The organism is Lentzea sp. NPDC060358 (assembly GCF_042725365.1).
In the GTDB taxonomy this organism is placed as follows: Bacteria; Actinomycetota; Actinomycetes; order Mycobacteriales; family Pseudonocardiaceae; genus Lentzea.
Genome location: NZ_JBHXCW010000005.1, coordinates 16,029 through 40,258, shown reverse-complemented (window position 1 = coordinate 40,258; position 24,230 = coordinate 16,029). Strand labels below are relative to the sequence as shown.

At 70.9% G+C, this 24,230-nt stretch carries 25 protein-coding genes and 1 pseudogene; 20 read left to right on the top strand and 6 right to left on the bottom strand.

Annotated elements, in window-relative coordinates; genetic code table 11:
- Positions 1-4: 4 nt before the first annotated feature.
- The 4 genes from ACFWGZ_RS02135 to ACFWGZ_RS02120 all read right to left on the bottom strand — a co-directional run bounded on the left by ACFWGZ_RS02135 (position 5) and on the right by ACFWGZ_RS02120 (position 4,088).
- Entirely contained in the window at positions 5-877 is an 873-nt protein-coding gene (locus ACFWGZ_RS02135; protein WP_382449602.1) for a 1,4-dihydroxy-2-naphthoate polyprenyltransferase, read from the bottom strand.
- Between the two features lie 46 nt (positions 878-923).
- On the bottom strand, positions 924-2,045 hold the full coding sequence (locus ACFWGZ_RS02130; protein WP_382449601.1) for a hypothetical protein: 1,122 nt from the start codon (positions 2,043-2,045) through the stop codon (positions 924-926).
- A 77-nt stretch (positions 2,046-2,122) separates the two neighbouring features.
- Positions 2,123-3,154: an o-succinylbenzoate--CoA ligase gene (menE, locus tag ACFWGZ_RS02125; protein ID WP_382449600.1), complete on the bottom strand. Its 1,032-nt coding sequence runs from the start codon at positions 3,152-3,154 to the stop codon at positions 2,123-2,125.
- A 10-nt stretch (positions 3,155-3,164) separates the two neighbouring features.
- The gene (locus ACFWGZ_RS02120; protein ID WP_382449599.1) at positions 3,165-4,088 is read right to left on the bottom strand and encodes a 1,4-dihydroxy-2-naphthoyl-CoA synthase; all 924 of its coding nucleotides are present in this window, start codon (positions 4,086-4,088) and stop codon (positions 3,165-3,167) included.
- Between ACFWGZ_RS02120 and menD the strand changes: the two genes are divergently transcribed.
- The 3 genes from menD to ACFWGZ_RS02105 all read left to right on the top strand — a co-directional run bounded on the left by menD (position 4,087) and on the right by ACFWGZ_RS02105 (position 7,868).
- Positions 4,087-5,658 (top strand): 2-succinyl-5-enolpyruvyl-6-hydroxy-3-cyclohexene-1-carboxylic-acid synthase, encoded by a 1,572-nt coding sequence (menD, locus tag ACFWGZ_RS02115; protein WP_382449598.1) that lies wholly within the window; start codon positions 4,087-4,089, stop codon positions 5,656-5,658. The two genes, ACFWGZ_RS02120 and menD, sit on opposite strands and share 2 nt — an antisense overlap.
- Before the next feature lie 54 nt (positions 5,659-5,712).
- A complete protein-coding gene (locus ACFWGZ_RS02110) occupies positions 5,713-7,212 on the top strand; it encodes a M1 family metallopeptidase (protein ID WP_382449597.1) in 1,500 nt (499 codons plus the stop codon).
- A 116-nt stretch (positions 7,213-7,328) separates the two neighbouring features.
- Positions 7,329-7,868: a GrpB family protein gene (locus ACFWGZ_RS02105; RefSeq protein ID WP_382449596.1), complete on the top strand. Its 540-nt coding sequence runs from the start codon at positions 7,329-7,331 to the stop codon at positions 7,866-7,868.
- Here ACFWGZ_RS02105 and ACFWGZ_RS02100 read toward each other — a convergent pair.
- Positions 7,840-9,072 (bottom strand): isochorismate synthase MenF, encoded by a 1,233-nt coding sequence (locus ACFWGZ_RS02100; protein ID WP_382449595.1) that lies wholly within the window; start codon positions 9,070-9,072, stop codon positions 7,840-7,842. The genes ACFWGZ_RS02105 and ACFWGZ_RS02100 overlap by 29 nt on opposite strands.
- A gap of 63 nt (positions 9,073-9,135) precedes the next feature.
- Between ACFWGZ_RS02100 and ACFWGZ_RS02095 the strand changes: the two genes are divergently transcribed.
- From ACFWGZ_RS02095 to ACFWGZ_RS02060, 8 genes are all read left to right on the top strand, one after another.
- A complete protein-coding gene (locus ACFWGZ_RS02095) occupies positions 9,136-9,582 on the top strand; it encodes a DUF3592 domain-containing protein (protein WP_382449594.1) in 447 nt (148 codons plus the stop codon).
- 10 nt (positions 9,583-9,592) lie between these two features.
- Complete coding sequence (gene paaA / locus ACFWGZ_RS02090; RefSeq protein WP_382449593.1) at positions 9,593-10,534, top strand: 1,2-phenylacetyl-CoA epoxidase subunit PaaA; 942 nt, start codon at positions 9,593-9,595, stop codon at positions 10,532-10,534.
- Positions 10,531-10,815, top strand: coding sequence for a 1,2-phenylacetyl-CoA epoxidase subunit PaaB (paaB, locus tag ACFWGZ_RS02085; protein ID WP_382449592.1), 285 nt, complete (start codon positions 10,531-10,533; stop codon positions 10,813-10,815). The genes paaA and paaB overlap by 4 nt, the downstream gene beginning before the upstream one ends.
- The gene (gene paaC, locus ACFWGZ_RS02080; RefSeq protein WP_382449591.1) at positions 10,812-11,696 is read left to right on the top strand and encodes a 1,2-phenylacetyl-CoA epoxidase subunit PaaC; all 885 of its coding nucleotides are present in this window, start codon (positions 10,812-10,814) and stop codon (positions 11,694-11,696) included. Before paaB ends, paaC begins: the two co-directional genes overlap by 4 nt.
- Complete coding sequence (gene paaD / locus ACFWGZ_RS02075) at positions 11,693-12,184, top strand: 1,2-phenylacetyl-CoA epoxidase subunit PaaD (RefSeq protein ID WP_382449590.1); 492 nt, start codon at positions 11,693-11,695, stop codon at positions 12,182-12,184. Before paaC ends, paaD begins: the two co-directional genes overlap by 4 nt.
- Positions 12,185-13,225: a 1,2-phenylacetyl-CoA epoxidase subunit PaaE gene (gene paaE / locus ACFWGZ_RS02070; protein WP_382449589.1), complete on the top strand. Its 1,041-nt coding sequence runs from the start codon at positions 12,185-12,187 to the stop codon at positions 13,223-13,225.
- A gap of 100 nt (positions 13,226-13,325) precedes the next feature.
- On the top strand, positions 13,326-13,790 hold the full coding sequence (locus tag ACFWGZ_RS02065) for a hypothetical protein (RefSeq protein ID WP_382449588.1): 465 nt from the start codon (positions 13,326-13,328) through the stop codon (positions 13,788-13,790).
- A 156-nt stretch (positions 13,791-13,946) separates the two neighbouring features.
- On the top strand, positions 13,947-14,567 hold the full coding sequence (locus ACFWGZ_RS02060) for a hypothetical protein (RefSeq protein WP_382449587.1): 621 nt from the start codon (positions 13,947-13,949) through the stop codon (positions 14,565-14,567).
- Here the strand turns inward: ACFWGZ_RS02060 and ACFWGZ_RS02055 are convergent.
- The gene (locus tag ACFWGZ_RS02055) at positions 14,552-15,385 is read right to left on the bottom strand and encodes an inositol monophosphatase family protein (protein ID WP_382449586.1); all 834 of its coding nucleotides are present in this window, start codon (positions 15,383-15,385) and stop codon (positions 14,552-14,554) included. The genes ACFWGZ_RS02060 and ACFWGZ_RS02055 overlap by 16 nt on opposite strands.
- A gap of 145 nt (positions 15,386-15,530) precedes the next feature.
- Here ACFWGZ_RS02055 and ACFWGZ_RS02050 point away from each other — a divergent pair, with 145 nt between their 5' ends.
- The 9 genes and pseudogenes from ACFWGZ_RS02050 (at position 15,531) to nuoE (ending at position 24,227) form a co-directional block, all read left to right on the top strand.
- Complete coding sequence (locus tag ACFWGZ_RS02050) at positions 15,531-16,604, top strand: glycosyltransferase family 4 protein (RefSeq protein WP_382449585.1); 1,074 nt, start codon at positions 15,531-15,533, stop codon at positions 16,602-16,604.
- Positions 16,601-17,698 (top strand): glycosyltransferase family 4 protein, encoded by a 1,098-nt coding sequence (locus ACFWGZ_RS02045; RefSeq protein WP_382449584.1) that lies wholly within the window; start codon positions 16,601-16,603, stop codon positions 17,696-17,698. The genes ACFWGZ_RS02050 and ACFWGZ_RS02045 overlap by 4 nt, the downstream gene beginning before the upstream one ends.
- 35 nt (positions 17,699-17,733) lie before the next feature.
- Positions 17,734-18,417 (top strand): annotated as a pseudogene (locus tag ACFWGZ_RS02040) (demethylmenaquinone methyltransferase); the annotation flags it as partial.
- A 492-nt stretch (positions 18,418-18,909) separates the two neighbouring features.
- Complete coding sequence (locus ACFWGZ_RS02035) at positions 18,910-20,175, top strand: geranylgeranyl reductase family protein (RefSeq protein ID WP_382449583.1); 1,266 nt, start codon at positions 18,910-18,912, stop codon at positions 20,173-20,175.
- 265 nt (positions 20,176-20,440) lie between these two features.
- Positions 20,441-20,806, top strand: coding sequence for an NADH-quinone oxidoreductase subunit A (locus ACFWGZ_RS02030; RefSeq protein WP_030478224.1), 366 nt, complete (start codon positions 20,441-20,443; stop codon positions 20,804-20,806).
- 7 nt (positions 20,807-20,813) lie between these two features.
- Positions 20,814-21,365: an NADH-quinone oxidoreductase subunit B family protein gene (locus tag ACFWGZ_RS02025; protein WP_330850143.1), complete on the top strand. Its 552-nt coding sequence runs from the start codon at positions 20,814-20,816 to the stop codon at positions 21,363-21,365.
- Positions 21,362-22,111 (top strand): NADH-quinone oxidoreductase subunit C, encoded by a 750-nt coding sequence (locus tag ACFWGZ_RS02020; RefSeq protein WP_382449582.1) that lies wholly within the window; start codon positions 21,362-21,364, stop codon positions 22,109-22,111. The genes ACFWGZ_RS02025 and ACFWGZ_RS02020 overlap by 4 nt, the downstream gene beginning before the upstream one ends.
- Complete coding sequence (locus ACFWGZ_RS02015; RefSeq protein ID WP_382449581.1) at positions 22,108-23,511, top strand: NADH-quinone oxidoreductase subunit D; 1,404 nt, start codon at positions 22,108-22,110, stop codon at positions 23,509-23,511. Before ACFWGZ_RS02020 ends, ACFWGZ_RS02015 begins: the two co-directional genes overlap by 4 nt.
- Positions 23,508-24,227 carry an NADH-quinone oxidoreductase subunit NuoE gene (gene nuoE, locus ACFWGZ_RS02010; protein WP_382449580.1) on the top strand — a complete coding sequence of 240 codons (720 nt, stop codon included), beginning with the start codon at positions 23,508-23,510 and terminating at the stop codon, positions 24,225-24,227. The genes ACFWGZ_RS02015 and nuoE overlap by 4 nt, the downstream gene beginning before the upstream one ends.
- Positions 24,228-24,230 lie beyond the last annotated feature (3 nt).

Sequence of the window (24,230 nt, the reverse complement as noted above, 5' to 3'; positions counted from 1 at the left end):
AACGTCAGTCGAGGACCAGTCCGACGCTGACCAGCACGGCCCACGCGAGCATGGCGATCCCGGTGAACTGCAGCACGGGGATCAGGTCCCGGCCGCCCCGGCCGGCCGCCACGCGGCGCACCGCGGGCAGCAGGATCGGCGCCGCGAGGAAGCCCAGCAACGCGTAGGGCACCCGCACGACCATGCCCAGCGCGATCAGGAACGGCACGGCGATCAGCGCCAGGTACAGGCGGCGCGTGTCCTTGTCGCCCAGCACCACGGCCAGCGTCCGCTTGCCCGACACGGCGTCGGTCGGGATGTCGCGCAGGTTGTTCGCCACCAGCACCGCCGCCGAGATCGCGCCCATCGCGATCGACGCCCCGATGCCGATGCCGGTGATCTCACCGGTCTGCACGTAGAGCGTGCCCAGCACCGCGGCCGGTCCGAAGAAGAGGAACACGGCGATCTCACCGAGACCCGCGTAGCCGTACGGGCGCTTGCCGCCGGTGTAGTACCAGGCGCCGGCGATGCACACCGCGCCCAGCGCGAGCAGCCACCAGAACCCGGACAGCGCCACCAGCGCGAGGCCCGCCACCGCGCCGACGCCGAGCGAGATGAACGCCGCCAGCCGCACGTTCTTCGGCTCGGCCGCGCCGGAACCCGTGAGCCGGAACGGTCCCACCCGGTCGTCGTCGGTGCCGCGGATGCCGTCGGAGTAGTCGTTGGCGTAGTTCACGCCGATCTGGAACGCGACCGAGACGACCAGCGCGAGCACCGTGTAGAGCGCGTTGAACTCGTCGATGTGGTGGGCGGCCGCCGCGCCCACGACCACGGGCGCGATCGAGTTCGGCAGGGTGCGCGGGCGGGTCCCCTGGATCCACTGGACGACTGAGGCCATGCCCCCATCCTCCGTCATGGCCCCCGAGGACCCGCCGACGGGTGGATCAGCAGGTAGCCGCCCCGGAGACGCCCGCCACGTACGCCTTCGCGATGTGCTTGCCGGACGCGATGCGGTACCAGACGTTCGACGTGCCCTGCGACCCCGTGATCGACTCGCCGGTGAGCTGGCAGGTCACCCGGACCTGGGCGTGGTTGGCCGCGATGCCCACCTGCGAGGCCGTGGACGTCGCGCCGCTGCGGACGTTCACCGTGCCGGCGGCGTCGGTGGTGCGGACCGTCCCGAGAGGACCGGAGCCCGTCCACAGGTACGTCACGGTCACCCACGCGTTGGTGGTGAGCTTGAGGCCGTCCCAGAACGTGCCGTCGGCGAGGTCGATGCCCGCGGGGTTCGCGACCTTGCGGCCCGAGCCGTCCTTGCCGCCGTTGTAGCCGTCCTCGTAGGCGGCCTGCGCCTCGGGCTTGCCCTGCGGCAGGTCCTTGAACGACTCGCGGGTCGAGGACGGGTTCCAGTAGTCGTCCTTGGTGTTCCACGGGCCGACGTCCCACACCGGCGCCCACTCGCAGCGGCCGTTCGACGCGCAGACCTGCACGCTGTAGTTGCCGGAGTTCTTGTTCGCCAGGCCGCGCCGCGAGGGCAGTGCCACGAAGTGGTCGCGCGACCGGATCACGTGCCCGTTCGCCGTGGTGCCGCCGACCAGGCCTTCGCGCGTCGCGTAGACGCGGTACGCCAGGCCCGCGGCGGCGGCGGTGACGTCGCCGGACGCGGCCTTGCCGGTGGTGGCCGACACCGTCACGCCCGACACCGGCACCCTCGCCGCCGTGCCGCTGCTCAGGACCACGCGCGCCTCGATCGTCGAGGTGGTCACCGGCAGGGTGACCGGTGCCGTCGCGGAGGTCTCGTACCACTCGGTCCACCGGCCGTCCTCGCGCAGGCCGCGCACGTCCACGACGCCGTCGCCGGTCACCGCCGCCGTGACCGCGTTGGCGGGACGGGCGAGCCGGTGGGTGCCGAGCGGGATCAGCCCGATCCGCGGCGACCCGCCCCAGGTGGGGGACAGGCCGCTGACGTCGGCCGTCCACCGGTTCGAGGCGGGTTCCGCCTGAGCGGGCGACGCCAGTCCGGCCACCAGGGCGGCAGCCGCGACCAGCGGTGACAAGTAGCGCATGAGATACCCCCATCGCCGAACGCGCACGGTCAGGTTCCGCGCGCTTCGCCGGAAGGGTTGTCCTCAGCGGTAAAGGTTCACCTAAAAGAGTCGGCGACGGCCGTCCGGTCGACCTTCCCCGGTCCCCGCAACGGCAGTTCGTGCACGAACTTCACGAGCTTGGGCGTCGCCGCCCTGCCCACGGCCCGCGCCACGACGGCCTTCAGCTCGTCGAGCGACGGCTGCTCGCCGCGCGTGACGACGACCGCCGCGACGACCTGGCCCCACTCGTCGTCGGGCACGCCGACGACACAGGCCTCCAGCACGCCCTCGACCGTCGCCAGGGCCCGTTCGACCAGCACGGGGGGCACCTTCTCGCCGCCCGTGACGATCACGTCGTCCGCCCGGCCCAGCACCTCCAGCCGCCCGTCGCGCAGCCGGCCGAGGTCACCCGTGCGGAACCACTCGCCGAACGGCTCGGGGTCCCCGCGGTAGCCCAGCGCCAGCACCGGCCCGCTGATCTCGATCAGGTCGTCGGTGCGGACCAGGACGTCGGGCAGCGGTTCGCCGTCGTACACGCACCCGCCGGCCGTCTCGCTCATGCCGTACGTCGTGACGACCTGCACGCCCAGCTCCCGCGCCTGCTGCAGGAGCTTCGGCGGGGTGGCGGCCCCGCCGATCAGCACGCCGTCGAACTGCCGCAGCGCCTCGAGCCCCGGCCCCTCGCCCACGACGAGCCGGGACAGCTGCGTCGGCACGAGCGCGGTGTAGTGCCGGCCCGGCACCTCGAGCACCGGCCGGGCCGCCTGGGCGAACCCCATGGCGCGGAAGCCGCCCGTCGGGTCGAGCACACCGGGCGTGGTGCCCGCGATGATCGACCGCACGAGCACCTGCACGCCCGCGATGTGGTTCGTGGGCAGCGCGAGCAGCCATGTGCCGGACCCGCCGAGCCGTTCGTGGGTGGCGTGCGCCGACGAGGTCAGCGCGTCGGCGTCGAGCAGCACGGTCTTGGGCTCGCCCGTGGACCCCGAGGTGGGCACGCCGAGCACGGCCCGTTTCTCCCAGCCGTCGAGGGGACCGTCGACCAGGGGTTCGCCGCCGCTGAGCGCCGCGCGCAGTTCGTCGAGCATGCAGACCTGCTTAGAAGTAGTACGGGTAGTTCGACCAGTCGGGATCGCGCTTCTCCAGGAAGGCGTCCCGGCCCTCGACGGCCTCGTCGGTCATGTACGCGAGACGGGTCGTCTCACCGGCGAACAGCTGCTGACCGACCAGTCCGTCGTCGATCATGTTGAACGCGTACTTCAGCATGCGCTGGGAGGTCGGCGACTTCCCGTTGATCTCGCGCGCCCACTGCAGCGCGGTGGTCTCGAGCTCGGCGTGCGGCACGACGGCGTTGACCGCGCCCATCTCGTGCATCTCCCGCGCCGAGTACGTCCGGCCGAGGAAGAATATCTCCCGCGCGAACTTCTGCCCGACCTGCCGGGCGAGGTAGGCCGACCCGTACCCGCCGTCGAACGAGCCGACGTCCGCGTCGGTCTGCTTGAACCTGGCGTGCTCCTCGCTGGCGAGCGTGAGGTCGCACACGACGTGCAGGCTGTGCCCGCCGCCGGCCGCCCAGCCCGGCACCACGGCGATGACGACCTTGGGCATGAACCGGATCAGCCGCTGGCACTCGAGGATGTGCAGCCTGCCCGCGCGCGCCGGGTCCACGGTCTCCGCGGACTCACCCGAGGCGTACTGGTAGCCGCTGCGGCCGCGAATGCGCTGGTCACCGCCGCTGCAGAAGGCCCAGCCGCCGTCCTTGGGCGAGGGCCCGTTGCCGGTCAGCAGCACGCAGCCGACGTCCGGCGACATCCGCGCGTGGTCGAGCGCGCGGTACAGCTCGTCCACGGTGTGCGGCCGGAACGCGTTGCGCACCTCGGGCCGGTTGAACGCGATGCGGACCGTTCCCTGGTCGAGCGCGCGGTGGTAGGTGATGTCGGTGAAGTCGAAGCCCTCGATCGGCTTCCACAGCGACGGGTCGAAGAGGTCCTGATCTGCCACGGTCTGAGACTCTAGGCGCATGAATCCGTCCACGGCGCAGGCACGGCTGATCGTCGACGAACTGGTCCGCAACGGTGTCCGCCACGCCGTGCTGTGCCCCGGCTCGCGCAACGCCCCGCTGTCGTTCGCCCTGCACCAGGCCGAGCGGAGGGGCCTGCTCACCGTGCACGTGCGCATCGACGAGCGCAGCGCCGGGTTCCTCGCGCTCGGCCTCGCGAAGACGGGCACGCCCGCCGTCGTCACCTGCACGAGCGGCACCGCCGTGGTGAACCTGCACCCGGCCGTGGTCGAGGCGCAGCTGACCGGGGTCCCGCTGATCGCGCTGACCGCCGACCGGCCGGTCGACCTCTACCGCACCGGCGCGAGCCAGACGATCGACCAGTACGACGTGCTCGGCATCCCCACCCTCCACATGCCGGAGGGCGCCGACGAGCCGACCACGCGCTCGCTGGTCTGCCGTGCGATCGCGACCCGCGGCCCGTCGCACGTCAACGTGCCGTTCCGGCCGCCGCTGACCCCGGACGACGACGAGTGGCCCACCTCCGCGCGCGAGGTGTGGACCGGGACGGACCGCACGTCCGCCGTCGAGACCCGGCCGTCCGACCTGCCCGCCCGCACGCTGGTGCTGCTCGGCGACGACCGGCCGGAGCGGCTCTCCCGGGCGGCCGGGCTGGGCTGGCCGGTGATCGCCGAGCCGACCGCCCCCGGTGGCCTGCGCCACGGGTCGTTGCTGCTCAACGCGGGTCTGCCGGAGCACCTGCGGCCCGACGCCGTGCTGGTCGTGGGCCGCGTGACGCTGTCGCGGGGCCAGCAGGCGCTGCTCAAGGGCGCCGGGGTCGTGCACGCCGTCGGTGAGCAGGCGATGTGGCCGGACGTGCCGTTCACCGCGACCCGCGCGTCGACGTGGCTGCCCGAACCGGGCGAGGTCGACGGCGAGTGGGCGCAGGCCTGGCAGAGCGCCGTGAAGAGCGTGAGCGAGGCCGTCGACGACCTGCTGGACGCCGAGCCGTGGCCGACCGGCCTGCACGTCGCCCGCGCCCTCACGCAGGCGGTGCCGGCGGGGTCGCTGCTGTTCGTCGGCTCGTCCAACCCCATCCGCGACGTCGACTTCGTGGGCGAGCGGCGCCCGGACGTCGCCGTGCACGCGAACCGGGGCGCGGCGGGCATCGACGGGAGCGTGTCCACGGCCATCGGGCTCGCGGTCGAGCACGGGGGACCGGCCTACGCGCTGATGGGCGACCTCACGTTCCTGCACGACAGCAACGGCCTGCTCGCCGACCACCGGCCCGACCTCACGATCGTGGTCCTCAACGACGACGGTGGCGGGATCTTCTCGTTGCTGGAACAGGGCGCTCCCGAGCACGAAAACGGTTTCGAGCGCATTTTCGGCACGCCACACGGGACTGATCTGACCGCTTTGTGCGCGGGCTACCGAATTCCGCACTCCACTGTGGACGACGTGGAGGAGTTCCGTAGCGCACTTGCGTCGCCGAAAGGCCTCCAAGTGGTGGAAGTGCAGGCAAAACGAGACGAACTGCGCTCGTTGCACGAACGTCTCAAGTCGACTGTGTCAATCGTTTTCACCAGGTAGGAAACATACGGAAGTCGGTAGGCGGTCCTTGATCGTCTGGATAGCGTCCGCCGCATGTCGATCAGATCCAAGGCGACGGCCGCGGTGGCGTCCGCGGCTGCGATGACGCTCTTCGCGGGAACGGCGCTGGCGGCGTCTCCCGGTGCACCCGGAGTCGGCGATCCGTACTTCCCGACGTACGGCAACGGCGGCTACGACGTCTCCCACTACGACATCAGGCTCAACTACAACCCGAACGGCGACCGGCTGTCGGGCACCACGACGATCCTCGCGAAGGCGACCGAGGACCTCACCCAGTTCAACCTGGACTTCCTGCTGAAGGTCCAGTCGGTGCGGATCAACAACGCGCCGGCCTCGTTCGTCTCCGACGGCGGCGAGCTGACCCTCACCCCGCGCGGCGGCGTCCGCAAGGGCCAGGACCTCACGATCGTCGTCACCTACGCCGACTCGCCCTCGACGGTGAAGGACCGCAACGGCTTCACGGCGTGGACCAAGACCGTCGACGGCGCCCTCGCCATCGGCGAGCCGGAGATCGCCTCCTGGTGGTTCCCGTCGAACGACCACCCGACCGACAAGGCCACCTTCGACGTCAACGTCGCCGTCCCGAACGGCGTCGAGGCGATCTCGAACGGCACGTTCCTCGGCACCACCCGCCAGATCAACGGCTACACCCGCTGGAACTGGCGCAGCACCAAGCCGCAGGCCACCTACCTGACATTCCTCACGATCGGGCAGTTCGAGGTCCGCCAGTCGACCTCGCCGTCGGGCCAGCCCGTGGTCAACGCCTACTCCGAGCGCCTGGGCGAGAACGGCGACGCGGCCCGCGCGAGCGTCGAGCGCACCCCGGAGGTCATCGAGTTCCTGTCCGGGAACGTGGGCCCGTACCCGTTCGAGGCGCAGGGCGGCGTGGTCACCCCGGACCTCGGCTACGCGCTGGAGGACCAGACCCGCCCGACCTACGACACGGCGTTCTTCCGCCGCGGCGCCAACACCTACGTCGTCGCGCACGAGCTGGGCCACCAGTGGTTCGGCGACGCGGTGTCGGTGCACCACTGGCGCGACATCTGGCTGAACGAGGGCTTCGCCTCCTACATGGAGTTCCTCTGGTCCGAGCACGTCGGTGAGGGCACCGCCCAGGAGAACGCGGACTTCACCTACGACCTCTACCCGGCGGACGACCCGTTCTGGAACGTGCTGCCCGGCGACCCCGGTGCCGCCAACGTCTTCGACGGCGCCGTGTACGACCGCGGCGCGCTGGCCGTCCACGCCCTGCGCGTGGCCGTGGGCGACGCGAAGTTCTTCGAGATCCTGAAGACGTGGGTGGCGGAGAAGAAGTACTCCGACGCCACGGTCGAGGAGTTCATCGCGCTGGCCGAGCGGGTGTCGGGGCAGCAGCTGGACCAGCTGTTCCAGACGTGGCTGTTCACGAAGGGCAAGCCGGCGCAGGCGCCCGGCCGCGCGACGGATGCCGCCAGGTCGCTGTCGGTGCAGGCCGAGCCGAAGTCGCGGGCCAAGATCGCGCTGACGCACCAGCTGCTGGACGCGCGCAAGTAGCCGTCCGGCCGGGCGAGCAGGACTGTCAGACCTGCTGAGTACGTTGTGACGCAGGGGTTCCCGATCCAGGGGGACCCCTGCGTCAGCGTTCGGGGGACCGGCGGGAGGCGGGTGCGATGACCGGCGGCACGCCCGAGTGGGCGCACGAACGAGCGGAACTCCGCCCCCACGACCCGCGCTGGGCGCTCCGGGCAGCGGCCGAGGCCGCCGAGCTCGAGGAGCTCCTCGCCCCCTGGCTCACCCGAGGCGTCGAGCACATCGGGTCCACCGCCGTGCCGGGCCTGGCCGCCAAGCCGGTCGTCGACCTGATGGCCTCGGTGACGGACCTGGCCGCGGTGGACCCCGCCCGGCTCGCCGCCCGCGGCTGGGTGCACGTGCCCCCGGAGCTGGACAACCGGCCCTGGCGCCGCTTCCACGTCAAACCGGACGCGACGAACCGGCACCGGGAGGCCCACCTGCACCTGATCGCGGCGGGACACCACCGGTGGGCCGACCAGCTCCGCTTCCGGGACGCCCTCCGGGCCGACCGGGACCTCGCGCGACGGTACGAAACCCTGAAACGCCGGTTGGCCGCGCTTTCGGGCCACGACCGGGAGGCCTACACCGAGGGCAAGGCCGAGTTCGTCGCTACAGCCCTTCGAGCGCCTCGCGCATAGGCCGCATCTTCGCGTGCGCCTCCTGCACCTCGATGTCCGGATCCGAGTCCGCCACCAGCCCGCACCCGGCGAACAGCCGCGCCGTCGAACCGGAGATCTGCGCGCACCGCAGCGCGATCCCGAGCTCGCCGTCGCCGTTGCCGTCGATCCACCCGACCGGCCCGGCGTAGCGCCCGCGGTCCATGCCCTCCAGCTGCGAGATCAGCCGGGTCGCGTCCAGCCGCGGCGTCCCGCCCACGGCCGCCGTCGGGTGCACGGCCGACCCGAGGTGCAGCAGCGACACCGGCGACTCCAGGGTGCCGATCACGTCGCTCGACAGGTGCGACACGTTCGGCAGCCGTAGGACCGAGGGCCCCTCCACAGACATCGTCGAGCAGAAGGGCCGCAACGTGTCCGCCAGCGACCGGATCGCGTAGTCGTGCTCCTCGAGGTTCTTCTCGGACGACATCAGGGCCGCGGCCAGCTCCTCGTCCGACATCCCGTCGTGCGGCCAGGTGGTCCCCGCCAGCACCCGCGAGTCCACGACCGGCCCGGTCCGGCGCAACAGCAGCTCGGGGGTGGCGCCCACCAGCCCGTCCACCGCGTAGGACCAGCACTCCGGGTAGCGCCTGGCCAGTCCCTGCAGCACGAACCGCTGGTCCAGCCGCTTGTCCGTCACCGCCACCAGGTCGTGGGCCAGCACGACCTTGTCCAGCTCCCCGGACCGCATCCGCGCGACGGCCGAGCGCACGGCCTCGCGGTACCGCGTGACCGGCAGCTGGCCGTTCGCGTACCGGACCGTCGACGGCCGCGACAGCGGCTCGACGAACGGTGACGGGTCCGCGGCGCCGATCGTCGTGATCCACTGCTCGCCGCCCCGCCGGCCGACCACCACCTCGGGCACGATCAGCACCGAGTCGCCCGGCGAGTCCGCGAAGGCCATCGAGACGAACGCCACGGGACCGCTGCCCGGCAGGCCCAGCGAGTCGTCCACGTCGAGGTGCGAGACGAACTCCTGCCACCACCGGTCCGCCTGCGCGAAGCGGTCGGGGCCGCTGACCTCGAACCGCGCCGCCTCGCCCCAGCCGACCAGGCCCGACCCGTCGCGCACCCAGGCGAGCGCGTGCTGCGGGGTCGGCAGCAGCCCGAGCAGGTCACCGGCGGTGTCCCGCCTCGACCGGACGCGGATTCGCTGCCGTGCTCGCGATGTGGGTGCAGAGGTCACGCCCCGACTGTATGGACCTCGACCTGAAAGCGCGGCACCCGCCCGGCTCTAGACTTCTCAGCTGTGGTGGAGAACGCAGTCGTCAAACCGCCGCGCGGCGTGCGGGTCCGCCGAGCGGCCTCCCGAGTCCTGTTCGTCGTCGGAGGCGTGGTCACGCTGGTGTGCGTGCTGCTGCCCATCGCGTGCTGGCGCGACGACGTGGCCATCGAGAAGCACCTCGGGAACGCCGTCGCGCAGGTCGACTCCATCTCCTTCAACAGGACCGTTGTGCGCTACGCCACACCGGACGGCCGCGTGATCATCCCGTCCCAGGGCGTGCTGTACCCGTCCGGGCTCGCCGAGGGCGACAACGTGCGGGTCGAGTACGACCAGACGAACCCCGAACTGGTGCGCGTGGCGGGCCGGACGGCGACGCTGAGCCTGCTGCCCGTCGGAACCTTCCTCGTGTCCGTCTGGATCGTCATCGCCGCCGTTGTGACAGTTCTACGCAGATTCGGCACTCAGGTGTAACATCGAGGTCATGGCGGATGACCTGGAGCTTCGCTTCGAGCGCACCGTGCAGGCGGAGGCGCGCATCGAGCCGCGCGACTGGATGCCCGACGGCTACCGCAAGACACTGATCCGGCAGATCGCCCAGCACGCCCACTCCGAGATCATCGGCATGCAGCCGGAGGGCAACTGGATCAGCCGCGCGCCCTCGCTGCGCCGCAAGGCGATCCTGCTGGCGAAGGTGCAGGACGAGGCCGGGCACGGGCTCTACCTGTACTCGGCGACCGAGACGCTCGGCGCCGACCGCGAGGACCTGACGACCAAGCTCATCGAGGGCCGCCAGAAGTACTCCTCGATCTTCAACTACCCCACGCTGACGTTCGCGGACGTCGGCGTCATCGGCTGGCTGGTCGACGGCGCCGCGATCTGCAACCAGGTGCCGTTGTGCCGCACGTCCTACGGGCCGTACGCGCGCGCGATGATCCGCATCTGCAAGGAGGAGTCGTTCCACCAGCGCCAGGGCTACGAGCTGCTCATGACGATGATGCGCGGCACGCAGCAGCAGCGCGACATGGTGCAGGACTCGGTCAACCGCTGGTGGTGGCCGGCGCTGATGATGTTCGGCCCGCCGGACGCGGAGTCCACGAACACCGAGCAGTCGATGGCGTGGCGGATCAAGCGCGACACCAACGACGAGCTGCGGCAGAAGTTCGTGAACATGAGCGTGCCGCAGGCCGAGGCGCTCGGCGTCACGTTCCCCGACCCGGAGCTGAAGTTCAACTCCGAGCGCGGGCAGTACGACTTCGGCTCGCCCGACTGGGACGAGTTCTGGCAGGTCGTGAAGGGCGGCGGCGTCTGCAACGAGCAGCGCATCGCCCACCGCCGCAAGGCGCACGAGGACGGCTCGTGGGTCCGTGAAGCGGCCGCCGCGCACGCCGCCAAGAACGCCGTTGCGAAGGAAGGTGCCGCGTGAGCACGTCTTGGCCGCTGTGGGAGGTGTTCGTGCGGGGCAAGCGCGGGCTGAACCACGTGCACGTCGGTTCGCTGCACGCGCCGGACGCCGAGATGGCGCTGCGCAACGCCCGTGACGTCTACACGCGCCGCAACGAGGGCGTGTCGATCTGGGTGGTGCCCGCGACGCAGATCACGGCGTCCTCACCGGACGAGAAGGACCCGTTCTTCGCGCCCGCGGGGGACAAGGTCTACCGGCACCCGACGTTCTACGCGATCCCCGAGGACGTGCCGCACCTATGAGCTTCGACAACGCCTACGAGTCCCTGCTGGGGCACGAGGACGCGCACTGGGCGTTCGGGACGGGCTTCTCCGAGGCCCTGTCCGGCGTCGACCGCGAGTTCCCGGCCGGAGTGGACCGCGAGGCCCTCGCCGCGTACTGCCTGATGCTCGGCGACGACGCGCTGATCTTCTCGCAGCGGCTCTCGGAGTGGTGCTCGCGCGCCCCGGAGCTGGAAGAGGACATCGCGCTGGCCAACATCGCCCTCGACCTGCTCGGCCAGGCGCGCATGCTGCTCACGCGCGCCGGCGAGGTGCTGGGCCGCGACGAGGACGCGCTCGCGTACCTGCGCGACGAGCGCGAGTTCCGCAACGTGCACCTGGCCGAGATCGACTGCGGTCCGGGCCCCGGCGGCGACTTCGGCACGACCATCGCGCGCCTGCTGGTGTTCTCGTCGTGGCGCCTGGCCCTGTTCTCCCGCCTGCGCGGCTCGGCCGACCCGGTGCTCGCCGCGATCGCCGAGAAGGGCCTGAAGGAACTGGCCTACCACCGCGACCACGCCGCGCAGTGGACCGTCCGCCTCGGCGACGGCACCGACGAGTCGCACCGCCGCGTGCAGGCGGGTCTGGAGCGCGTGTGGCCGTTCGTGGACGAGCTGTTCGCGACGCACGCCGTGGAGGCCGCGCTGGCCGGTGTCGCGGTGGACCCCGCGTCGCTGCGGTCCGAAGTGGACGGTGTGCTGGAGGCGGTGCTGTCGGCCGCCGGCCTGACGCGTCCGGCGGACACGAAGGCCGCGCGGGTGGCGGGCATGGCCGGCCGTGACGGCGTGCACACCGAGGCGATGGGCTACCTGCTCGCCGAGATGCAGCACCTGCACCGCTCGCTGCCGGGGGCGGTCTGGTGACGACGGCACTCGAGATCGCGTCGGCCGTGCGGGACCCGGAGCTGCCGGTCCTGACGCTGGCGGACCTCGGCGTGCTGCGCGAGGTGTCCGAGCAGGACGGCCGCGTCGTCGTCACCATCACCCCGACCTACTCGGGCTGCCCCGCGATCGACGAGATGGGTGCCGACCTGCGCCGTTCGCTGACCGCCGCGGGGTACGCGTCGGTCGAGGTGCGCCTGTCGCTGTCGCCCGCCTGGACGACGGACTGGATCAGCGCCGAGGGCAGGTCGAAGCTGGCGGCCGCGGGCATCGCGCCGCCGTCGCGCATCGGCCCCCAGGTCGCGGGCCCGGTCCCGCTGAACCTCGTGCCGCCGTCGCGCCAGGTCGCCTGCCCGCGGTGCGGCTCGCCGAACACGGCCGAGATCTCCCGGTTCGGCTCGACCGCCTGCAAGGCCCTGCGCCGCTGCAACGCCTGCTCCGAACCGTTCGAGCACGTCAAGGAGATCTGAGTGGCTCGCCGCGCTGCCTTCCACAAGCTGACGGTCGCGAACGTCGACCGCCTCTGCGACGACGCCGTGGCGGTCACGTTCGACGTGCCGGCGGACCTGGCGGACGAGTTCGCCTTCACCGCCGGCCAGTACCTGACCCTGCGCCAGGGCGACGAACGCCGCTCGTACTCGATCTGCGCCCCCACCGGCGCCGCCCCGCGCATCGGCGTGCGCAAGGTCGAGGGCGGCCAGTTCTCGACGTGGCTGGTGGACCGGCTTTCGGTGGGCGACGTGGTCGAGGTCCTGCCGCCGCTGGGCAAGTTCACGCCGTCCGGCACGGGCACCCACCACGGCCTGGTCGTGGCCGGCTCCGGCATCACCCCGGCCCTGTCGATCGCCGCCACCGTGCTGGCCACGGGCGCCCGCGTGACCCTGCTCTACGGCAACCGCAGCACGAACACGGTGATGTTCGCCGACGAGCTCGCCGACCTGAAGGACCGCTACCCGGCGACGTTCCAGCTGATCCACGTCCTGTCCCGCGAACCGCGCGACGTGGAACTCTTCACCGGCCGCCTGACCGCCGCGAAGCTGACGGCCCTGTTCGGCTCGGTCGCGCCGTTCGACGCCATCGACGAGTGGTGGCTCTGCGGCCCGTACGACATGGTCCAGGACGCCACCGCAGTGCTGCGCGACCGCGGCATCGCCCCGGACCGCGTGCACCACGAACTCTTCTACGTGGACGCCCCACCACCTCCGCCGCGCCGTGTCGAGGCCGTGGTGGACGCCGCCGCCTCCGTGACGGTCGTCCTGGACGGCAAGTCCACGACCCTGCCCCTGCCGGCCGACGAACCGATCCTGGACGCGGCCCAGCGCGTGCGCGCCGACCTGCCGTTCGCGTGCAAGGGCGGGGTGTGCGGCACCTGCCGGGCGCTGGTGACCGAGGGCAGTGTGGAGATGCGCCGCAACTACGCGCTCGACGAGTCGGAGGTGGCGGCCGGGTTCGTGCTGACGTGCCAGGCGCTGCCGACGAGCGAGAGCGTGACGGTCGACTTCGACGCCTGAATGGAGTAGCGCGTTACTCCTTTGAGACCATGTCGTCATGTGGCATGGCTTTCTGGACGAGTCGCGTCGGGGTTCGACCTACCTCGTCACGGTGACCCTCGTGCGTTCTCGCGATCTCGACTCGATGCGATCGGTGATGCGAGGGCTGGTGAAGCAGGGGCAGCGACGGGTCCACTTCAACATCGAGGGTGATCGCAGGCGGAAGGACGTGCTGACGAAGATCGCTGCTCTCGGTGTGCGTGCGCACGTCTGGACCTGCAGGCACAACAACGACGTCACCGCCCGCTCCGCCTGCCTGTTCGACATGATCCCGCGCTTGGCCGAGCTGGGAGTCTCGCGACTCGTGCTCGAGAGCTGCCAGCACCAGGACGCCGCTGATCGCCGCGTGCTGGCGGCCGGAATCCGCAAGTTCGGCGGGACGTTCACGTACGAGCACCTGAGGCCGGCGGAGGACCCGCTGCTCTGGATCAGCGATGCGATCGCCTGGTCGTACGGGGCGGGAGGTGACTGGCGCCGTCGAACCGCCGGGCTGATCGCTGAGGTGACGTCGGTGGAAAACCCCTAGACAGCGCGAAACCCGGCAACCCGTCGTCCGGCGGGTGAACCGGGTCCACTTCCGGCTCCTATTGGAACCGGCAAGAAGAACTGTATCAGAGCCGCATGCAATCCGAGACCCCGGTTGGACGGACGAACCCGCCCCGAACGTGGCACGATCGGTGTCATGGGGGTCGTGATCCGCTCGATGCTCTGGGGTGCCGGGATCGGCACCCTGGTGATGGGCGCCCTCATGACGCTCCTCGAGCTGTCGATCGCGAGCGACAAACCGTCCTCGGTCCTCGCCACGATCATCGCGATCCTGATCCTGGCGCTGACCGTCGGCGGCGTCCCCGGCGCCCTGGTCGGCACCGGCGTCGGCTTTGTCCGCCGCTCGGCCCAGCGGCCCGCCGTGCCGCGGCCGGTCTACGCGCCGCCGCACCCGCAGCGGCCCTACGACATGTGGTCCGACCTGGTCGAACGGTGTGCCGCGTCCACCAGGAGAGTTGCCGCCGCCGTGCAGACCGTGCCGGACTCGCCCGCCAAGGAGTGGCTCGAGCGGATCAGCGGGCAGCTCGCCGGGGAGCTCGACGACGTGCGCGGCATCGCGCAGCTCGGCAGGGCGCTCGGGGCCGTCGACCGGCAGCACCCCGTCTACCAGCGGCTGCTCAAGGCCACGCACGACTTCCACCAGTTCGAGAACGAGGTCGGGCGGGTCGCGCTGCAGATGTTCGACCACCCCGAGCTCCACGAGGCGCGCACGCACCTCGAGGTGCTCGAGAAGCAGCTGCCTCAGCTGTCCACCTGAAGCGCGGACTGCCACCAGCCCAGCACCTCGTCGGCCGCGTCCGGAGCGGCGACCAGAAGGCCGTCCACGGGTAGTTGGGCCCCCTCGCCGCGTCTGTCGAGCACGACCGCACCCGACTCCACGGCCAGCGACACGGCACCGGCCACGTCCCACTCGTGGTAGCCGTGCAGCACGGCGGCGGCCACGTGTCCCAACGCCACCTGTGCGACGGCGAGGCATTTCGAACCGAGGACGCGCACGCCCGTGCCCGCTGTCGCTGCCGTGGAGATGAACTCGCCCATGCCCGGCCACGGGCCCGTGCGGGTCATCTCGGTGCACACGACCAGGGAGTCGCCTTGGCGTTCGGTCAACCGCACCGGGGTGCCGTTGGCCCGCATGCCACGGCCGCGGGCGGCGGCGTAGATCTGCGAGCGGTACGGGTCGGCCACGACGCCCACGACCGGGCCCCAGCGGTCGACCAGGGCGAGGCTGTAGGCGCACCACGGCATGCCCGCGGTGTAGTTCGCCGTGCCGTCCACCGGGTCGACGACCCAGCGGAACTCGGAGTCGGCCGCGGCGGGGACGTCGGAGTTCTCGCAGAACACGGGGATCGACGGGAACTCGGCGGTGAGCACGCGCCGGGTGTGGCGCTCCAGGGTGCGGTCGGTGTCGGTGACCCAGTCGAACGGCGACTCGCCGGAGTCGGGACGCACGCCGCGGCCGGCGGTGGCCATGATGACGTCCGAGGCGTCGTTCGCGAGGCGACCGGCCACTTCCAGCGCGATGGAGACCAGTCCGGGGTCGGCTGGCTGCGCGGGACGGGACGACAAGACGGTCATGCTGGCCTAGTTTCACCGCGTCGTGTGTCCGGAAACCGACGCGGAGATGACGAACCGACGATCACCTGGCCACGACGTGAGGTGTTCTGACCACGTCAAATTGGGTGTCATTCGGACTTCACGCGCGCACTACAAGGTGTCGTTCGTGCGCGTAGCGATCGTGACCGAGAGCTTCCTGCCCCAGGTGAACGGGGTCACCAACTCCGTTCTCCGCGTGCTCGAGCACCTGCGGCGAGGCGGCCACCAGGCTCTGGTGGTCGCGCCCGGTGCCGGCGCCGAGGACCACCACGGCACACCCGTCGTCCGGGTGTCCTCCGTCGACGTGCCGGGGGTGACCAGCCTGCCGGTCGGCGTGCCGAGCCCGAGGGTGCTCCACGCGCTGGCCGGCTTCCGGCCCGACGTCGTGCACCTCGCGTCGCCGTTCGTGCTGGGCGCGTACGGCCTGAGAGCCGCGCGCAAGATCGACGTGCCGACGGTCGCGGTCTACCAGACCGACGTCGCCGGGTTCGCCGGCAACTACGGGCTGGGGCTGACCAAGCGGGCGGCGTGGCGCTGGACGAAACACCTGCACACGCTCGCCGACCGCACGCTGGCACCGTCCAGTTCGGCCGTCGAGGCGCTGGAGCGGCACGGGGTGCCGCGCGTGCACCGGTGGGGCCGCGGTGTCGACGTCGACCTGTTCCGCCCGCGCGCCAGGCAGAACGACGTGCTCACCATCGGCTACGTCGGCCGCCTCGCGCCGGAGAAGCAGGTCCACCGCCTGAAGGAGCTGCACGACCTGCCCGGCGTGCACCTGCGGATCGTCGGCGACGGCCCCGACCGCGAGCAGCTGGAACGCGACCTGCCGAACGCGGAGTTCCTCGGCTTCCGCACCGGTCAGGACCTCGCGGACGCCTACGCCTCGCTCGACGTCTTCGTCCACACCGGCCCGCACGAGACGTTCTGCCAGGCCGTCCAGGAGGCGCTCGCGACCGGCCTGCCGGTGCTCGCGCCGAACGCGGGCGGCCCGCGCGACCTCGTGGCGCACGGCCGGACCGGGTACCTGTTCGAGGCAGACCTCGCCCAGTACGTCGACCTGCTGCGCGACCCGCTGCGGCGCAGGCGGTTCGGCGTCGCCGCCCGCAGGTCGGTGCTCTCCCGCACCTGGCCCGCGATCTGCGACGAGCTGATGGGCCACTACGCCGCCGTGCTGGGCCTCACCCACCGGGCGGCGGCTTGAGGGTCGTCCAGCTGGCCAACTTCTACGGACCGAAGTCGGGCGGCCTCCGCACGGCGCTGCACCACCTCGGCACCGGCTACGCGCAGTCGGGCCACGAGGTCGTGCTGGTGGTCCCCGGCGACCGCCACGCCGACGAGGTGCTGCCCGGCGGCGTGCGGCGGATCACGCTGCCCGCGGTGAAGATCCCGTACACCGGCGGCTACCGCGTCGTGGACCCGTGGCGGGTGAAGTCGCTGGTCGAACGCCTCGGCCCCGACCGCCTGGAGGTGTCCGACCGGCTGACGCTGCGCGGCATGGGCGCGTGGGCGGGCGACCGCGGCATCCCCAGCGTCGTGATCTCCCACGAACGCCTCGACCGGCTGCTGCGGTTCGTGCTGCCCGAACGCCCCGCCGAACGCGGCGCCGACTGGGCGAACCGCCGCATGGCCGCCTCCTACGACACGGTCGTGTGCACGACGGCGTTCGCCCGCGAGGAGTTCGACCGCATCGGCGCGCGCAACGTCACCCAGGTGCCGCTGGGCGTCGACCTGACCACGTTCACCCCACGACGCCACTCCGCCGACCTGCGCCGGGACCTGTTGCAGGGCAGGGAGAAGCTGTTGGTCCACTGTGGACGACTTTCGCCGGAGAAGCACGTCGAACGCTCCGTCGACACGCTCGCCGAACTCCACGAGCAGGGCCACTCGGCCCGCCTGGTGATCGCGGGCGACGGTCCCCGCCGAGCGGCGCTGGAGAAACGCGCGGCGGGCCTGCCGGTGACGTTCCTGGGCTTCGTGAAGTCGCGTTCGGACGTCGCCGCGCTCCTCGCCTCCTCCGACCTCTCGCTGGCGCCGGGCCCGAACGAAACGTTCGGCCTGGCCGCCCTGGAGGCCCTGGCGAGCGGCACACCGGTGGTCGTGAGCAGCAGCAGCGCGCTGAAGGAGATCGTCCAGCCGTCGTGCGGCGCGGCCGTCCCCGACGACGCGACCGCGTTCGCCTCCGCGGCCCGGCACCTGCTCGCGTCGGGTTCGCGGGAGGCGGCGAGGGCGCGCGCGGAGCAGTACCCGTGGCACGCGGCGGTCGACGGCATGCTCACCGCCCTGAAGGTGCCCTGAAGATGATCTCGGCGACCCTGACTTAGTCTCTAGGCATGTCGCGAGCCGGCTTGGACAAGAACCCCCGCGAGGTCGCCGAGATGTTCGACGGCGTGGCCAAGGGCTACGACCGCACGAACTCGGTCATGACGCTGGGCTTCGACCGCCGCTGGCGGGAGTGGAGCAGGCGCGTGCTCGACGCCCGCCCCGGCGAGAAGGTCCTGGACCTGGCCGCCGGCACCGCCGTGTCTACGGTGGAGTATGCCGAGTCGGGCGCCTGGTGCGTGGCCGCCGACTTCTCCGTGGGCATGCTCGCCTCGGGATCGCACCGCCGAGTCCCGAAGGTGGCCGCCGACGCCCTGCGCCTGCCCTTCAAGGACAACTCGTTCGACGCCGTCACGGTGTCCTTCGGCATCCGCAACTTCAACGACACGGTCGTGGCCCTCCGCGAGATGGCCCGCGTCGTGAAGCCCGGCGGCCGCATGGTGATCTGCGAGGTCTCCACCCCGGTCTTCCCGCCGTTCCGCTTCGTCTACATGCGCTACCTGCTCAAACTGCTGCCGTTCATCGCCCGGTTCGTCTCGTCGAACCCGGTGGCCTACTCCTACCTCGCCGAGTCGATGGCCTCGTGGCCGGACCAGCGCTCCCTGGCCGAGCTCATCTCGAAGGCGGGCTGGGAGGACGTGGCGTGGTTCAACCTGACCGGCGGGATGGTGGCGCTGCACCGCGCGACGAAGCCCAAGCCGAAGGCAGCGGACGCGGTGGCTGCTGACGCTGCGGGTCCGGACGCTGCGGGTGCGGGCGCAGATGCCGCAGGCGCGAGCGCGGCCGGTGCGGGCGCTGACGTGGCGGGCGCTGACGTGGCGAGTTCGGGCGCGGCGAGTTCGGGCGCGGCGGGTGCGGGCGAGGCCATGCCCACCGGCGCGAAGCCGAAGGACGCCGGGCAGGGCGCCTGACCCGACCCCGGGCCTGTGTCCGGCAAGCGGCAGGCTGACGCAGGGGTCCCCCCGGGATCGGGACCCCCCGCGACCCAACGTACTCAGCGGGTCTGACACTCCTGGGCGGCCGGACACCCCGCGTCGAGCGATCACGCCGCAACCCCACCCAGCCCAGACCCCGCGATCACGCCCGACCTGCCTGGTCCCCGAACCGTCCCCGGAACCCTCAGCGAACGCCGGTTAGAGTCGCGAACAGAGCTGTGAGCTGTGACCGGTACACGTTAGGGAGTCTGGATGAGCAGGCGCGGGATCAACGAGGACGCCGACGTCATCGTGGTGGGTGCGGGACCGGCGGGCTCGACCGCGGCGACCTACCTCGCCAGGGCGGGCCTCGACGTCCTCCTCCTCGAGAAGAGCACCTTCCCCCGGGAGAAGGTCTGCGGCGACGGCCTCACGCCCCGGGGCGTGAAGCAGCTCATCGACCTCGGCATCGACACCCGCGAGTCCAACGGCTGGCTGCACAACAAGGGCCTCCGCGTGGTCGGTGGCGGCGTCACGATGGAGCTCGACTGGCCTGACCTGGCCACGTTCCCGAACTACGGCGTCGTGCGGCCGCGCATGGACTTCGACGAGATGCTCGCCAACGCCGCGAAGGCGGCCGGCGCGCGCATGCACGAGCACACGACGGTCACCAAGGCCATCATCGAGAACGGCCGCGTGGTCGGCGTCGAGGCCAAGCAGGGGCCGGAGCGCAACCCGGTCACCTACCGGGCACCGATCGTCGTCGGCTGCGACGGCGTGTCCGCGCGCCTGGCGCTGAGCGTCGGCCTGCAGAAGGACGACGCCAAGCCGATGGGCGTGGCGGTGCGCCGCTACTACACCAGCCCGCGCACCAAGGACGACTACCTCGAGTCGCACCTCGAGCTGTGGGCGCCGGACGGGCAGCTGCTGCCCGGTTACGGCTGGATCTTCGGCATGGGCGACGGCAGCGTGAACGTCGGGCTCGGCATCCTCAGCACCTCGAAGGCCTACGGCACCACCGACTACCGGCAGCTGCTGCGCTCCTGGCTCGACGGCACCCCGGAGGAGTGGGGCTTCCGCGAGGAGAACGCCACCAGCCGCATCGGTGGCGCCGCGCTGCCCATGGGTCTCAACCGCAAGCCGCACTACCGGGCGGGCCTCGTGCTCGTCGGCGACGCCGGCGGCATGGTCAACCCCTTCAACGGCGAGGGCATCGGCTACGCCATGGAGTCGGCCAAGATCGCGTCCGAGTCGATCGTCCAGGCCCTCGCGCGGACCGGCGTCAACCGTGAACGGGCGCTGCACGGCTACCCGGTGCGGATCGAGGAAGCGCTCGGCAGCTACTACCGGCTCGGCAACGTCTTCTCCAAGCTGATCGGCAACCCGGCGATCATGCGGACCGCAACGAAGTACGGAATGCCGCGAAAGCGCCTGATGAAACTCGTGCTCAAGCTGCTGGCGGGCCTCTACGACCCCAAGGACGGCGACTCAATGGACCGCCTCATCGTGGCCGCCACAAAGCTCGCTCCGACTGCCTGAATTACTCCGATCAGGTGACGGCACCGGCTCAATACGAGCCGGTGCCGTTTCGTTTGTGTCCGCCATGTAAAAGCCCCAGGTCAGACCCTGTGATCTAGGTCATTTACAGGCGTTCTACACTGGCGAGCGACCTTGTGAATCACTTCACAACAGTGTGCACAGGCTTGTGAACTGTTTCACAAGCGTTTGTTAGGCCCGCCTAACAAACGAGTCGCAGAACAACACCCTTAGGGTGCGGTCGACCGCGAGGAAAGGACGACGGAGCGTGCTTGACCCTTACCTCCCCCTCGTATTGATGTTCGCGCTAGCCGGGGCGTTCGCACTGTTCTCGGTGACCGCAGCGCCCTACATCGGACCCCGCCGCTACAACAAGGCGAAGCTCGACGCCTACGAGTGCGGCATCGAGCCGAGCCCGCAGCCGGTCGTGGGTGGTGGGCGCATGCCCGTCGCCTACTACCTGACGGCGATGCTCTTCATCTTGTTCGACATCGAAATGGTGTTCCTCTACCCGTTCGCCGTGGCTGCCGACAAGCTCGGCCTGTTCGGGCTGGTGGAGATCGTCCTGTTCGTCGCCACGGTCGGCTTCGCGTACGTCTACGTGTGGCGTCGCGGCGGCCTCGACTGGAACTGAGGAAGTCATGGGTCTCGAGGAGAAGCTCCCGAACGGCGTCCTGCTGGTCAGTGTCGAGAAGCTGGTCAACTGGACCCGCAAGTCCTCGCTGTGGCCTGCCACCTTCGGCCTGGCCTGCTGCGCCATCGAGATGATGACGACAGGTGCGCCGCGGTACGACCTGGCCCGCTTCGGCATGGAGGTCTTCCGGGCCTCACCGCGCCAGGCGGACCTGATGATCGTGGCCGGCCGCGTCACCAACAAGATGGCGCCGGTGCTGCGGCAGATCTACGACCAGATGCCCGAGCCGCGCTGGGTGCTGGCCATGGGCGTGTGCGCCAGCAGTGGCGGCATGTTCAACAACTACGCGGTGGTGCAGGGCGTCGACCACGTCGTCCCCGTCGACATGTACCTGCCGGGCTGCCCGCCGCGGCCGGAGATGCTGATGGACGCGATCCTCAAGATCCACGCCAAGATCATGGACGAGCCGCTCGGCGCCGTGCGCGCCAAGGCGCTCGCCGACTCGGGCTACCGCACCGACCTGATCCCGTCGTCCGAGCGCTTTGCGAGGAAGAAGTGACCGAGCCAGGGGGAGAGCACTCCAGCGTCAACCGCGCGGGAGAGGACCTCGACAAGACCAACGGGGACGAGGCGAAGGCCAAGGCCCCGATCCTCGCGGGCAAGGAACGCCAGGGCCTGTTCGGCGTCACCGGCTCCGGCGACACGTCCGGCTTCGGCGGCCTGCGCCTGCCCGCCCACGTGGCCGCTCCGTCCGAGCGCCCGTTCGGCGGCTGGTTCGACGAGGTCGCGGACGAGCTGTTCGCCGCGATCGGCGAGAAGGGCCTGCCCGCCGACACCGTGCAGCAGGTCACCGTCGACCGCGGCGAGATCACCTTCTACCTCAAGCCGGAGACGCTGCTGGAGGTCGCGCGGATCTTCCGCGACACCCCGTCGCTGCGCTTCGAGCTCTGCAGCTCGGTGTCCGGTGTCGACTACGGCGCCGACGTGCCGCAGCGCCTGCACTCGGTCACCCACCTCACGTCGATGACCTACCGCCGCCGCGTGCGGCTGGAGGTCGCCGTCGACGCCGAGCACCCGCACGTGCCGAGCCTCGTCGAGGTCTACCCGACGGCGGACTGGCAGGAGCGCGAGACCTGGGACATGTTCGGGATCATCTACGACGGTCACCCCGGACTGACCCGCATCCTCATGCCGGACGACTGGGACGGCCACCCGCAGCGCAAGGACTACCCGCTGGGCGGCATTCCGGTCGAGTACAAGGGCGCGGAGATTCCTCCGCCGGACCAGAGGCGGTCGTACTCATGACCGAGCGGCTTTCCGACGTCACCACCGGGACGAACACCAGCTCGACCGGCAGTGACAGCACGGACGACGTCGACACCCGCACCAGCACCGGCAGCGCGGAGGTCGCGGACTCCCGCAGGACCACCGAGGGCACCGTCTACACGGTGACCGGCGGCGACTGGGACGAGGTGCTCGCGGACGCGGTCCAGGACGAGCGCATCGTCATGAACCTCGGCCCGCAGCACCCCTCGACCCACGGCGTGCTCCGCCTGGTCCTGGAGCTCGAGGGCGAGACGGTCACCCACGCGCGCAGCGTCATCGGGTACCTGCACACAGGCATCGAGAAGAACCTCGAGTACCGCAACTGGGTCCAGGGCGTCACGTTCATCACGCGCACGGACTACCTGGCGCCGCTGCACCACGAAGCGGCGTACTGCATGAGCGTCGAGAAGCTGCTCGGGATCACGGTCCCGGACAAGGCGCAGGCCGTCCGCGTGCTGCTGATGGAGCTCAACCGGATCAGCTCGCACCTCGTGGCGCTCGCCACCGGCGGCATGGAGCTCGGCGCCCTCACCGGCATGACCGCGGGCTTCCGCGAGCGCGAAGAGGTCCTGCACCTGCTGGAGCACCTCACCGGCCTGCGGATGAACCACGCGTTCATCCGTCCCGGCGGCCTCGCTCAGGACCTGCCGGACGACGCGGTCGAGAAGATCACGTCGTTCGTCAAGATCATGGAGAAGCGGCTCCCGGACTACGACAAGCTGCTCACCGGCCAGCCGATCTGGCGCAACCGCCTCGCGGGCGTGGGCTACCTGCCCGTCGACGCGTGCCTCGCGCTCGGCGTCACCGGCCCGATCCTGCGCTCCGCGGGCCTCGCCTGGGACCTGCGCAAGATCGAGCCGTACAGCGGCTACGAGAACTACACCTTCGACGTGCCGACCTCGAACGCGGCGGACTGCTTCGCGCGGTACCTGCTGCGCCTCGAGGAGATCCACCAGTCGCTCAAGATCGTCAAGCAGGTCGTGAAGAGCCTGCCGACCGGTCCGGTGATGGTCGAGGACGCGAAGATCGCGTGGCCCGCGCAGCTCACGATCGGCAGCGACGGCATGGGCAACTCGCTCGAGCACGTCCGCAAGATCATGGGCCAGTCCATGGAGTCCCTCATCCACCACTTCAAGCTGGTGACCGAGGGCTTCAAGGTCCCGCCGGGCCAGGTGTACGTGCCCGTCGAGTCGCCGCGCGGCGAGCTCGGCTACCACGTCGTCTCCGACGGCGGCACCCGGCCGATGCGCGTGCACCTGCGCGAACCGAGCTTCGTGAACCTCCAGTCGATGCCCGCGATGTGCGAGGGCGGCATGGTCGCCGACGTGATCGCGTCCGTCGCCTCGATCGACCCGGTGATGGGTGGTTGTGACCGATGACCCAGGCTCCAGAGAACGTCGTCTTCGACCAGGCCACCGCGGACCGCGCGCAGGCGATCGTCGCCCGCTACCCGCAGGCCCGCAGCGCCCTGCTGCCGATGCTGCACCTCGTGCAGTCGGTGGAGGGGTACGTCTCGCAGGAGGGCATCCGGTTCTGCGCCGGGCAGCTCGACCTGACCGAGGCCGAGGTCAGCGCGGTCGCGACGTTCTACACGATGTACAAGCGCCGTCCCTGCGGTGAGCACCTCGTGAGCGTGTGCACCAACACGCTGTGCGCGGCCCTCGGTGGCGACGACATCTACAAGAAGCTCAAGGACCACCTGGGTGTGGGCCACGAGGAGACCGCGGGCGAGCCGGGCACGCCGGGCTCGATCACGCTGGAGCACGCCGAGTGCCTCGCCGCGTGCGACCTCGGCCCGGTGCTGCAGGTGAACTACGAGTTCTACGACAACCAGACGCCCGAGAAGGCGCTGGGACTCGTGCAGGCGCTGCAGGCGGGGGAGAAGCCCGACCCCACCCGCGGTGCCCCGCTCACCGACTTCAAGCAGGCCGAGCTCCAGCTCGCCGGGTTCTTCGAGGGGCGCGACGCCGACCTCGACGGCCCGTCGGCGGCGCCGGAGTCGTTGCGCGGCGCCAAGATCGCCCAGGAACGCGGCTGGGACGCGCCGGAGATGCCGTCCGACGCCGAGTTCCCCGCCCTGCCGGAAAAGAAGTAGGGG